This window comes from Acinetobacter lwoffii (assembly GCF_024129115.1).
Taxonomy (GTDB): domain Bacteria; phylum Pseudomonadota; class Gammaproteobacteria; order Pseudomonadales; family Moraxellaceae; genus Acinetobacter; species Acinetobacter lwoffii_T.
This window is the reverse complement of sequence record NZ_JAMXXO010000001.1, coordinates 390190-401866: the sequence shown is the minus strand read 5'-3', so window position 1 is coordinate 401866 and position 11677 is coordinate 390190. Positions and strand designations below refer to the sequence as shown.

The following is an 11677-nucleotide window of genomic DNA, read 5'->3' as shown; positions in this document are numbered from 1 at the left end:
TTCATGCGAGTTTTTCGTGTTTGGTATCACAGATCTAACGACCTTTATCATTGGAACCACGTTGATTGTGCTACTGCCCGGGCCGAATTCCCTGTATGTCATGTCGATTGCTTCGCGCTTTGGGATTAAGACGGGATATATGGGTGCCTTGGGGGTTTATACGGGCGATCTGATCCTGATTATATGTACAGCATTGGGAGCAGCTTCTTTACTGCATGCCTTTCCGGTACTGTTTATTGCACTGAAAGTTATTGGAGCGATCTATCTCAGTTACTTGGGTATCAAGCTAATCATTGCGGCCTACCAGACTTTCTTTCCGGAAAAGTCATCACAACGCGTCCAGATTAAAAAGACGACTCCAGATACGGTAGAATCTGTTCAGCCCTTTCGTACAGCGCTCACAATCAGTATTTTAAATCCCAAAGCGATTCTGTTTTATCTGTCTTTTTTTGTGCAGTTTGTCGATCCTGCCTATCCTTATCCAGCCCTGACATTCACGCTTCTGGCTGTAATCTTGCAATTGATCAGTATGACCTATCTTTCAATCCTGATTTTTTCTGGTGTAAAACTGGCGTCCTATTTCAACCAAAATTATAAAGTGACTGCCAGCTGTGTCGCAGCGGTCGGGATCCTGTTTTGCGGTTTTGGCCTTAAACTGGCGACTTCAACTTTCTAGCAATGATCGGCTTCAAACCAGTAGACCTTTGGATAAAATTGTTAAAAACATTGTGTTGATACGTGAAAAGCGTATGATTTAAACGCATTTAAAAATAGTGTCATGGATGATGTCAAAACTTTTACAAGATCTCTCCTTTCCTGCCGTCATGGCCGGTTTTATTACCTGCATGATTGGTATTAGTGTTTCCGCCGTACTGGTCATTGAAGCCGCTCAAAGCCTAGGTGCTAATCAGGCACAAATTAGCTCCTGGTTATGGGCACTGGGTATAGGTATTGGAGTTTCTGGATTTTTGCTTTCCTGGAAATATCGTTATCCGATTTCAACCGCCTGGTCGACTGCCGGTCTGGCACTGGTCATTGCTTCTGCCGGTCACTATAGTCTGGGTGAAGCAATTGGCGCTTTTCTGATTTCTGGCATCCTGATTGCCTGTCTGGGATTTTTTGGAATTTTCGAGCGAATTTTCCAGTTTATTCCACAAAGTTTGACCAGTGCCATGCTGGCAGGTGTCTTGCTGAAATTTGGTATCTCGGTCTTTGGCAGTCTGCAACAGTCCTGGGAATTCGTGCTTTGTGTACTGGTGATTTATCTGGTTTCCAAAAAACTGAGTACGCGCTATAGCATCGTGATTACCGTGTTAATGGCTATTGCCCTCTGTCCGTTCTTTATTAATTTTACTATTCCGCAGCTGAACTGGAGTATTGCCCAGCCGGTATGGATTACACCTGAATTTAGCCTGCAAGCTGTTTTAGGACTGGCCTTACCTTTAATGGTGATTAATCTGGCATCGCAATACCTGCCTGGCTTGGCCGTCATCAAAAGTTATGGTTATCCGCCGAAAGTAAATTCTATTCTAGGCTGGACGGGTATTACACAGACGATGCTGGCGCCCTTTGGCTGTTTTAGTGTCAATCTTGCCGCGATCAGTGCGGCGGTCAGCCTGGATGCCCAAGCGCATCCTGATCCGGCCAAACGTTATATTGCAGGGATGAGCTGCGGCCTGTTTTATATTCTGATGGGTTTTTTTGCTGCGACCTTGACCAGTGTACTGATGGCTTTTCCAGGGATTCTGATTACAGTATTGGCAGGCATTGCCCTGTTTGGCACCATTGGCCACAATATCGCGCTGGCTTTTCAGGACAGTCATGACCGTGAAGCAGCACTGATGACATTCCTGTTTAGCGCCTCTAATATCCAGTTTTTTGGTATTGGCTCCGCTTTTTGGGGACTGCTACTTGGTCTGATAGTTTATTTAATGTTTAAGCTTAAACCGCAAGTGGCATAAGCTTATTGTAGAAATGAGGCAGCTACCTTGTCTGCCTTTTTAATGCCCTGCAGTCTGGGAAAACAGGTTAATCACCACCACACCGGAAATGATCAGTGCAATCCCGATAAAAGCGGGCACATCCAGCGCCTGTTTAAAGATTACATAGCCTACGATTGCCGTAAGAACGATGCCTACTCCTGCCCAGATCGCATAGGCAATGCCTAAAGGAATGACTTTAATCACCTGAGACAGCAAATAAAACGCAATACAGAATAAAATGATCACAGCCAGAGATAGCCATAATCGGGTAAAGCCTTCTGACTTCACCAAAAATGTTGATCCAGTCACTTCGGCAATAATAGCCAGTGCCAACAACAAATATGCCCATGAGACAGGATTCATTTTTTAAACTCCAAACAATTTTTCAATGATTGCTGTCGGGACGATCTGACATGATCAATCTTGAGAGATTCATTTTGCACAGTTTTCTCTTCAAGGGGAAAGCTGATGTAAAAAATCCAGGGTTTTGACAAAGGTTTGCTGACTTTCCTTTTTTCCCATAAAAAACTGATATTCATGAATGAGCCAGGCTTTAGACTCTGGATAAAATATTTCAGTCACAGGAACCTGCTGTTCCTTCAAAGCTTTTACAAATGGTAGTGACTGAGTATCGGTCAGAAAATCCTTATTCCCACCACTGATCAGGACAGGTGGATAAGACGGCGTAATATACTGAATCGGAGAAATCTGCTTTAAAAACGCGGCATCATGTTTACGCTCGCCGGTATAAGCCTGAATCAGGTTAAAGACACCCCATTCGATAATTTTCATTTCTTCAGGTGCTGTGCTGGCAAATGCTTCCAAGTCATAAATTCCACAATGCAAGATTAAACCTTTAAGCTGCGTAGGTTGCAGATGAGGCTGAATACCGGATTGGTTGGCAAATACAGGGTTGGTCAAAAGAGCGGCGTAATGGCTGGCCATATTCGCCCCGGCAGAATCTCCGGCCAGATATAAGTTCTGGGCATCGATTTGGTAGGTGTCTGCATAGGTATCGAGAAATTCAAGTGCCTGATTGATCTGGTGTAACTGGCTTGGATAGGTCACTTGTGGCGCAAACTGATATTGCACGGATACCACGTTATAGCCCTGTGCCGCCAGCAGCTTGAAATAACCCCGTGCATGTTCTTTAGAACCTGAAATCCAGCCGCCGCCATGAATCCAGACAATGGTCGGTCGTGGGCCAATACTGGCAATATTCTGCGGCTGATACAGATCCAGAGATAATTTCTGCTGCGGCGCATAGGTAATATTTTGCTGGACGATAACCGCACCAGGCGCATAACGATCCATCACTTTTTGCTGCAAGCCTGTGGTCAGGTTAAAAGCACCGGCAATGACTTTACTGTTCTGTGCGGTCTGACAGCCGGAAAGAATAACTGAACTTATGAGCAAAAGATGAATGGCAAAAAACCTCAAAACAGTCCCCTATACATGATCTAAAAACAGGCTACGGCAGTTTAAACTATCCTGCTGCAAACAAGGACTATTCATCCTCTTATTTTTGATCACTAAAACTGCAATTCCGAGTTTTTTACTCTGTTTTTTTCATCACTTTTACATGAAAAATATTTGTAATTTAATGAGTTTTTTCAATTTTACCGCTTTTTTGCAATTGCACCCGCCACAGCACTGTGCTATCAATAAACCAAGCCTAAAAATCAGACAACCTGCGGAGAAAAGCCATGGCCTATCAACATATTTTAGTCCCAGTGGACGGTTCAGAAATTTCCTTTTCTGCAGTACGACATGCTGCCAAAATTGCCAAGGCATTTGGTAGTCAGCTTTCCCTGATCAGCCTGATCGCAGAAGATCCTTTTACCGAGGCTGATTTCTATTACAGCTCCTCCATCATGAAGGAATATTTTATCGAGGCACATGCCAATGCAAAAAAGGCCTTGAAAGAAGCCACTGCCATCGCAGCCGGTGAAGGTATTGAAGCGCAATCCCGCATTGTCACAGGTTTAGTCAATGCAGAACATATTGCTGAAACCGCGGGTGAGGTGAAAGCCGACCTGATCGTCATGGGTTCTCATGGCCGTAAAGGCTTCCAGAAAATGATTCTGGGCAGCTTTGCACAAGATGTATTGGGTGCGAGTGAAATTCCCGTACTGATCGTGAAAAAATAATCCTGATGCTGCGCATCTTCAAGATGCGCAGTACTTGCTACTTTTACATTTGAACCTCTAGCAAAACATGCTGTGGAGATTTACTCGCTTAAACCACACTCCCCCTTTACTGCAATAATAAATATGAGGAAGCACCATGAATAACTATGATCATCTTCTCGTAGCACTCGATGAGTCCTCGATTTCCTATGCTGCCGCAGATCATGCCCTGGAACTGGCCAAAGTATTTCATAGCCATGTCACTTTACTCAGTGTGATTGCGGTGGATCCCTTTAAGGGCGTAGATTTTTACAAAGTTGCTCCTGCAGTCACAGACTATTTTATGCATGCAGAACAAAATGCGCTGGATCGTTTAAATGAACTGAAACTGAACTTTGTTCGTGATGGCATCCAGGTGACGACAAAAATCCTGCATGGCATGGCGCCGTCAGAAGGCATTATGCAGGCTGCAAATGAATCCCCGACCGATATGATCATTATGGGTTCACATGGTCGTAAGGGTCTGCAAAAACTCATGCTGGGCAGTGTCGCTCAGAATGTTCTGGCACTTTCCTCTATTCCAGTCCTCATCGTCAGACAATAAGATGCTTGATCAAAGCCTGTATGATGCAGGCTTTTAGCGAAGTTTTTGATTTAACTCACTTAAGAATATTTCAGCATCAAGCTGGCTTTGAAATACTTTTTTGTATTCTCCGACCTGCTGAATGGAATGCGGCGTATATTGAATGGAGATTTCAAGTAAGCCATTTTCAGGATTCTTGCTGACATGTACGGCAATAATATGCTGGCTATTTAAATAAAAACCATCTTCAATTTTCACTAACATATCTTGGACAACCTCTAGTAAGCGAATCTGTAGATCCCTTTACCTAGCTTACAGCTTAATAAACAAATACTCTTTTCCGTATAATCATACTGTAACACCCTTTGGTACTTACCTAGGCCTTTAGAGAAATTCAACTGTATTTAAAGCCAGCATTTGAAATAAACAGGAAATAAAAAACCGGATCAGGTCGATCCGGTTTTTTATGAATATTGATGTTATACGCTGAGCATACTATTGAGTGTCTCAGACACATTTTTAGATTTAACCAGTGGCTTTAAGGTTTCAAGCTGTGCTTTCACTTCACTGCGTTGCGGTTCTGCCAAGGTATACCAGCGTGACAATACCTGTAGCAAACGTGAGCCTACAATCGGATTTTTCTCGTCCAGATATTTTGCCAGTCCAATAAAATGCTGCACGCCAAAGCTCCAGGTATTGACCGGATTAGCATTCAGCCCCCCGCTCACTGCACGGATACGGTTAGGCACAGCCAGATCATAATCCGGATGCTGGGTCAGATACGCAATCGTTGCATCCGTTGCTTTTGGATGTGCTGCCTGAACCATAAACCATTGGTCTAAAGACAAGGCTTCATCTTCAAAGCGGCTATAGAAATCTGCCAAAGCTTCTTCTGCTTGTGGTGCATCATTCCAGACCAAGACTTTCAGCGCACCCAAACGTTCAGACATATTCCCCGTGTGATATTGCTCATAGGCTAAATCAAAGGCAAATGCATCTCCCTGACGAGCCATCATCGTCAGCATAATATTTCTTAAAGCACGCACACCCATCGCTTGTGAGAATTCAGATTGCAGATCAGGATCCAGATTAAGATAAGTTTCTTTCGCTGTTTCTCCAAAAGCACGTGCCAGAGTATGTAGCAAAGCCTCACGCTTTTCCTGAATCATGACCGGATTATAATCCTGATCAATACGGCTACCTAAATAACCTTCCGACGGTACATCAAACAGACGTGATGCCAACAGCGGATCTTTCTCAATCACATCCGGCAAGGTATTGAGCATAGCCTCGATATAAATTTCTGCAGGCTGGTCATCCAGCAAGATACGCTCGAGTAAGGTCTGAGTTGCTTGCCACTGGTTAAAACCATTGGTCTCGTATTGCAACAGGAAAGCCAGTTCTTTTTCTGAATAGTCAAAGTCCAGATTCACCGGTGCAGAGAAATTACGCAGCAAGGACACCACCGGTTTTGCTGTCACACCGCTAAATTCGATCGTGGCTTCATCCTGATCAAACAGATACACGCCATCTTTGACGCCATTTTCAAAGAGTGCCTCAGAGTTCAGCGTTAGCTGCTCACCGCTTTCAGCATCAAACAATGCCAAAGCCACTGGAATTGGAACTGCTTTCAGATTCGGGTATTTGGCATGCGGTTTCAGGCTTTGCTTGAAGTGAAGACGATAGATTTGGGTCTCAACATCGTACTCAGCTTTTACTTGCAATTTAGGCGTACCTGGCTGGTTGTACCAGGTCAGGAAGTTTGAAAGATCCACACCTGAACCTGCTGTAAGCGCGGCCACCCAATCCTCAACTGTTACCGCCTGACCATCATGACGGCGGAAATATTCATCGGTTCCCTGACGGAATTTTTCCTTGCCAAGCAAGGTCGCCATCATGCGGTTAATTTCCGCACCTTTTTCATAAACAGTGGCAGTATAGAAGTTGTTAATTTCTACAAAATGATCCGGACGCGGTGGATGCGACAGCGGCCCTGAATCTTCCGGGAACTGATGCGCTTTGAGAACTGCTACATCATCAATACGTTGTACCGCAGCCGACTGTAAATCTTCCGAGAAAGACTGGTCACGGAATACAGTCAAGCCTTCTTTCAAACATAACTGGAACCAGTCACGACAGGTAATCCGGTTACCAGTCCAGTTATGGAAATATTCATGTGCAATGACTGACTGCACTCGCATGATTGCGGCATCAGTGGTGTACTCTTCATCGGCCAGCACGCATGAAGTATTGAAGATATTCAGACCTTTATTTTCCATGGCACCCATGTTGAATGCACTGGTCGCCACAATCATGTAGTTATCCAGATCATAAGGCAGACCATAATGCTCCTCATCCCAACGCATGGAATGTTTGAGCGCTTCCATGGCGATCTTGCATTTTGGAATATCTTTTTCTTCTGCATAGATTTCCAGAGCTACATTGCGGCCTTCCGATGTGACATAAGAATCTTTCATCACGGCCAGATCACCAATCACACAAGCGAACAAATAGCTCGGTTTCTTGGTCGGATCCTGCCACACGGCATAGTGACGATTGGCATCGACTTCACCGGTTTCCAGCAGGTTACCATTTGCAAGCAAAACCGGATATTTCTTATCTGCTTCGACACGCGTCGTAAAGACCGACAACACATCTGGACGGTCTGGATAGAAAGTAATTTTACGGAACCCTTCTGGTTCATTTTGGGTCACAAACAGATCTGAACTGGCCTGATATAAACCTTCCAGCATCGTATTACTTTCGGGGTGGATTTTAACCACAATTTCAAGCAACACTTGATCAGGTGCATTGGCAATGACCAGCTGTTCAGCATCCAAGTGGTAGTCACTGGCATTCAGGGTTTGACCATTTAACTTAATCGATTGCAGCTCTAGATCGCGGCCAAGCAGAACCAGATCGCCAGCAGTTTGGCGCTGCATCTCCAGCTTGCTGCTGACCAGACTGTGGTCACTATAGACTTGGATATTCAGGTCGATGGAATCAACAATAAAGGAAGGTTTTTGATAGTCTTTTAAATAAATGGTTTGATCCGCTTCGATCACCGGGTTTGCCGCAATATTCATGTCCTGTCCTAATCTTTTATCGTGTTCGACATTGTTCATGTCAAAATCATACGCCAAGTTTTAAACGCTGTCTGTGCATTTGTATTGTTAGATCTAATATGGGCATTTCATGCACCACTTTCAATGCATTCTGCCTAATTGAGCAGCACTCGACTCTACATAAGAAATATCTGTGCCATAAAAATAGTCAGGATCATAATTTCTGACATTTTCATAAATAACTGATTTAAAAATATATAATTTTATTTGCTGAGTACCGAATAAATTCTGATTAATAAATGAGCACACTTCTTGCTACAGTTAAACTGTGTTTTTCCACACTTCCAATGAAAGAATAATGATAACGATGATGAGGTGAGCCATGTATTTAAAACAGCATGTTGTACGGATCGAAAATATCAAAACTTTGCAGACCCTGGATCAGGCCAATATTGACCATAAAGTGATTGCCCTGTTGATGAGCTGTGAAGGCATTCCGCTTCAGGCCCATGAAGTGACTGCCATTCTCAACACCTACGATGCACTCGGTGCCAAAAAAGTGCCCTCTAAAAAGGTTCAGGCCTTAATTCATGCCAAACACCGCGGCGAGGAGGACGACACATTACCCTGCCCGGTTTAAAAAACGTCATTTCATGTTTTTAAAATCAGAGCTACTTCGGTAGCTCTTCTCTTGTTTGGGTGACTAATTTTGATTTAGAAAAATTGCACCAGTCCACTACGTTTGCATCTCATCAGCCGTGTATAATCAAATGCCCTTCCATTCTAGAGTTGCTCGCGACCATGGTATTCAGTGTTCTGCAAAAACAGCTTGATGAAAGTACTCACTGCCCATTGTGTAAGGCATCGATGTATTGGATTGAGGCAGAACAATATGATCAGGAGCTGAGCTATCATGAATGCAGCCATTGCCAGCATCAGCTTTACTCCGATCAAAAGCACAATTGTTATTGCGAACAATGTCTGGCGCAGCGTAAACGCATGCTCAAGGAAGTCCGTTTACAGGAAAACCGTCAATATCATAAAAAACAGGATCGGCCGGTTCTTGAGCTGAATCAGCTCAGTTTTATTAATAAACTGTTTTTACTCGCGATTCTGGATGAGCAGGTTCAGGAATATAGCCAGCACCGCGAATATATTGACTGGCATCAAATTCGATATTATTCCATCAGTCCCAACTATCTGTTTCAGCATGGTCTGGTAAAAATCCTAATCAGGGATCAGGTTCTGATTCCCAAAGATCTCCAGCAGGAAAATCAGCATTATTATATTAATGTGCGACTGGATGGTTATTCTGAACCGACCCTGTTCAGTATCACCCAGCAGCTGCGCAACTGGTTTTATCAAAACCTGAGCCAAGGTGTGCCCTTTAAAAGTGCAGATGAAGTCAAAGATGCACTCTATTGCCTGCTATATGAAGAAATCATTCAGTTTGCCCAATTCTATTGCCGTAGCTGGAATGTGCAAATTGCCGGAAATCAGAGCTTTCAGACCTTTTGCTATCGTCTTTTGGATGTACTGGCTGTGGGTCAGATTTATTATCTGGTGCAGACCGGGCTGGAATATCTATATAAACAAAAAGCCCTCAAGCCCCGCAATGAAAACTTTATTAATACCAATCTGCTGAAAAAAACCTTGCAGCAGTACCGCGAACGTTCAGTTACAGAAAAATGGGAAACCTCTACCCTGCCGCGTCCACCGCAACTGGCATTCAGCAAGATGAGCGAAATCCTGTTTTATCGGTTTTTGGGCTATGATGAAAATATCTTCTTTCAGCCGGTGTGGCGTTCGTGGCACAAGATCGAACCTCGCCTGAAATTTTATTCCCAGAAACGTTGTATGCACTGCGGCTCACAGGAACTGTCGGTGGATTATGATGCCAGTGACTATGTCAGCCTGTTCTGTCGTAGCTGCAAGCATCAAGACCATTATTTTACCCGCTGACCGAATACAACGAATCTTTCTCCTATTCTAAATGACCACGATGACTACTTCGATGCAAGCATTACAGCAAACACTTCTGGACCAGATCTGTGAAGCCTGGTTGAAACTTCAGCAACAGCAACCCCTGGTGCATATCATGACCAATACGGTGGCCAGCAACTATGTCGCCAATATTGTACTGGCTGCACATGCTTCTCCGGCCATGATCGACAATCCTTTTGAAGCTGAAAGTTTTGCCAAGATTGCAGCAGCAATCAGTCTGAATCTGGGTACACCAACTACCGAGCAGGTTCAGGCGATGCAGATTGCTGCGAAAACTGCACATCAATTGCAAAAACCGTGGGTGCTTGATCCGGTCGGTTATGGAACAGTTCTGCGCTGGCGTTCTGGCGTCGTAGATCAGTTGATGCATTCCCAGCCTACGATTTTACGAGGCAATGCTTCTGAAATTGGTGCTTTGGCCGGTAAGCAGATTGAGTCCAAGGGTGTAGACAGCACGGTAGACAGCGCAGATGTTTATTTACAGGCGCAAACTTTGCTGGATGATTGTGAATGTATCGCGATCTCCGGTGAATCCGATTACATTATTTCTAGAGACTATCCTGTGATACAGGTGTCAGGTGGTTCTGCTTTACAGCCCCGAATCACGGCAATGGGATGTGCACTCGGTGCACTGATTGCTGCCTATAGTGCGGTGACCTCTCCAACCCTCGCTGCATTAACGGCACATGTACATTTTGCCATTGCCGGACAATTGGCATTCGAACGCGCACAACAGTTAGGCAGTTTTAATGTCGCCTTTCTGGATGAAATCCATCAACTCAATACTGAAACAATCCGACAATACGCCAACTTTAAAATTCTGCCAGAATCCATTTAGTTTACGGGTCACTTCATGGGTGTTTATTCTCTTTAATAGATAATCATCCCTATTTAGGGCGTGTCATCAATTAAGCCATATCATGATTGAGGCAAGGTAGATCGCTGACAGGAAGTTTTGAGCCAATTTATCATAGCGCGTAGCAATACCTCGATACTGCTTGAGCTTGGCGAAGAAATTCTCGATCAGATGTCTTGCCTTATAAAGATGTTGGTCATAATCACGCTGATCAATCGCGTTACTTTTGGATGGCATCACGACTTGACCATTGATCTTATGAATCGGATCAATCACTCGATCCCTGGAATTGTAGGCTTTATCCATAAGCCATGTTTGGCTTAACGATAAGTCCAGTAACACATCGGCACCGTTCAAGTCATGGGCCTGCCCGGCAGTGAGATAAAATCCTGTTGGGTTGCCTAAAGCATCAGTACGGGCATGAATTTTGGTACTTAAGCCACCTTTACTGCGTCCGATCGCCTGTTCTTTTTTTTCCGGCACTGTGTTGATGAGCGCGCACAATGGTTGAGTCCAGCATGGCATATTCATTATCACTGTCATGTGATAGCACTTCAAAAACTCTCTGCCACACGCCTGTTTTAGCCCAACGGCTAAAACGGGTATGTACGACTCTAAAATCACCGAACCGTTCGGGTAAGTCTCGCCACGGAATACCTGAACGATAACGATAGAGTATTGCCTCAACAAATAATCGGTTGTCTTTGGCGGTTACTCCAACAGTACCCGGCCGTCCAGGCAACAGATCCTTGATCCGTTCCCACTGATCATCTCTTAATGCATAGCGTTTAGTCATGAAAAAATAATGAGGACAGATTAGATTTTCTCAAGCTAATTGATGACAGGCCCTAGATTGATCCTACTCATTTGCTTTATTGATCTCCTTAGAAATGTTCTGTCTAGCTCTTTCGGAGATCATTTTTGAGTAATTCTATTCCGGATTGAGCAGGCTTCATACAACTTATCTAATGATTTTCATACAAACGGTTTCCATTTTACTTAAGATCTGTTTGCATCATGCAAATCTAGTTCATGTGAATTGTAGTTCAATTTTTTGT

The 11677-nt window shown here is 44.0% G+C and carries 11 protein-coding genes and 1 pseudogene; 7 read left to right on the top strand and 5 right to left on the bottom strand.

Annotation, left to right across the window (positions count from 1 at the left end):
- Window positions 1–16 precede the first annotated feature (16 nt).
- Complete coding sequence (gene leuE / locus NI470_RS01970) at window positions 17–676, top strand: leucine efflux protein LeuE (protein ID WP_004278829.1); 660 nt, start codon at window positions 17–19, stop codon at window positions 674–676.
- A gap of 109 nt (window positions 677–785) precedes the next feature.
- Complete coding sequence (locus NI470_RS01965; RefSeq protein ID WP_253147649.1) at window positions 786–1961, top strand: benzoate/H(+) symporter BenE family transporter; 1176 nt, start codon at window positions 786–788, stop codon at window positions 1959–1961.
- A 39-nt stretch (window positions 1962–2000) separates the two neighbouring features.
- On the opposite strand, the gene NI470_RS01960 is transcribed toward NI470_RS01965, so the two are convergent.
- Window positions 2001–2345, bottom strand: coding sequence for an SMR family transporter (locus tag NI470_RS01960; protein ID WP_004278832.1), 345 nt, complete (start codon window positions 2343–2345; stop codon window positions 2001–2003).
- A 90-nt stretch (window positions 2346–2435) separates the two neighbouring features.
- A complete protein-coding gene (locus tag NI470_RS01955; protein ID WP_004278833.1) occupies window positions 2436–3422 on the bottom strand; it encodes an alpha/beta hydrolase in 987 nt (328 codons plus the stop codon).
- Window positions 3423–3688: 266 nt separating this feature from the next.
- Between NI470_RS01955 and NI470_RS01950 the strand changes: the two genes are divergently transcribed.
- On the top strand, window positions 3689–4132 hold the full coding sequence (locus NI470_RS01950; RefSeq protein ID WP_004278834.1) for a universal stress protein: 444 nt from the start codon (window positions 3689–3691) through the stop codon (window positions 4130–4132).
- Between the two features lie 136 nt (window positions 4133–4268).
- Entirely contained in the window at window positions 4269–4715 is a 447-nt protein-coding gene (locus tag NI470_RS01945) for a universal stress protein (protein WP_004278835.1), read from the top strand.
- A 33-nt stretch (window positions 4716–4748) separates the two neighbouring features.
- Here NI470_RS01945 and NI470_RS01940 read toward each other — a convergent pair whose 3' ends face one another.
- Window positions 4749–4958, bottom strand: coding sequence for a hypothetical protein (locus NI470_RS01940; RefSeq protein WP_004278836.1), 210 nt, complete (start codon window positions 4956–4958; stop codon window positions 4749–4751).
- 215 nt (window positions 4959–5173) lie between these two features.
- Window positions 5174–7780 carry an aminopeptidase N gene (pepN, locus tag NI470_RS01935; protein WP_004731462.1) on the bottom strand — a complete coding sequence of 869 codons (2607 nt, stop codon included), beginning with the start codon at window positions 7778–7780 and terminating at the stop codon, window positions 5174–5176.
- Window positions 7781–8141: 361 nt separating this feature from the next.
- Between pepN and NI470_RS01930 the strand changes: the two genes are divergently transcribed.
- The 3 genes from NI470_RS01930 to thiM all read left to right on the top strand — a co-directional run bounded on the left by NI470_RS01930 (window position 8142) and on the right by thiM (window position 10601).
- Complete coding sequence (locus tag NI470_RS01930) at window positions 8142–8399, top strand: hypothetical protein (protein ID WP_004278839.1); 258 nt, start codon at window positions 8142–8144, stop codon at window positions 8397–8399.
- A gap of 161 nt (window positions 8400–8560) precedes the next feature.
- A complete protein-coding gene (locus NI470_RS01925; protein WP_253147532.1) occupies window positions 8561–9721 on the top strand; it encodes a hypothetical protein in 1161 nt (386 codons plus the stop codon).
- Window positions 9722–9752: 31 nt separating this feature from the next.
- Window positions 9753–10601 carry a hydroxyethylthiazole kinase gene (thiM, locus tag NI470_RS01920; protein WP_253147533.1) on the top strand — a complete coding sequence of 283 codons (849 nt, stop codon included), beginning with the start codon at window positions 9753–9755 and terminating at the stop codon, window positions 10599–10601.
- 66 nt (window positions 10602–10667) lie between these two features.
- On the opposite strand, the pseudogene NI470_RS01915 reads toward thiM, so the two are convergent.
- Window positions 10668–11415: pseudogene (locus tag NI470_RS01915) on the bottom strand (IS5 family transposase).
- Between the last annotated feature and the right edge of the window lie 262 nt (window positions 11416–11677).

Bases quoted from the DNA above. Each gene is read 5' to 3' on its own strand.
- NI470_RS01965 (WP_253147649.1), top strand. From the start codon at position 786: ATGTCAAAACTTTTACAAGATCTCTCCTTTCCTGCCGTCATGGCCGGT.
- NI470_RS01960 (WP_004278832.1), bottom strand. From the start codon at position 2,345: ATGAATCCTGTCTCATGGGCATATTTGTTGTTGGCACTGGCTATTATT.
- NI470_RS01950 (WP_004278834.1), top strand. From the start codon at position 3,689: ATGGCCTATCAACATATTTTAGTCCCAGTGGACGGTTCAGAAATTTCC.
- NI470_RS01945 (WP_004278835.1), top strand. From the start codon at position 4,269: ATGAATAACTATGATCATCTTCTCGTAGCACTCGATGAGTCCTCGATT.
- NI470_RS01940 (WP_004278836.1), bottom strand. From the start codon at position 4,958: ATGTTAGTGAAAATTGAAGATGGTTTTTATTTAAATAGCCAGCATATT.
- pepN (WP_004731462.1), bottom strand. From the start codon at position 7,780: ATGAATATTGCGGCAAACCCGGTGATCGAAGCGGATCAAACCATTTAT.
- NI470_RS01930 (WP_004278839.1), top strand. From the start codon at position 8,142: ATGTATTTAAAACAGCATGTTGTACGGATCGAAAATATCAAAACTTTG.
- NI470_RS01925 (WP_253147532.1), top strand. From the start codon at position 8,561: ATGGTATTCAGTGTTCTGCAAAAACAGCTTGATGAAAGTACTCACTGC.
- thiM (WP_253147533.1), top strand. From the start codon at position 9,753: ATGACCACGATGACTACTTCGATGCAAGCATTACAGCAAACACTTCTG.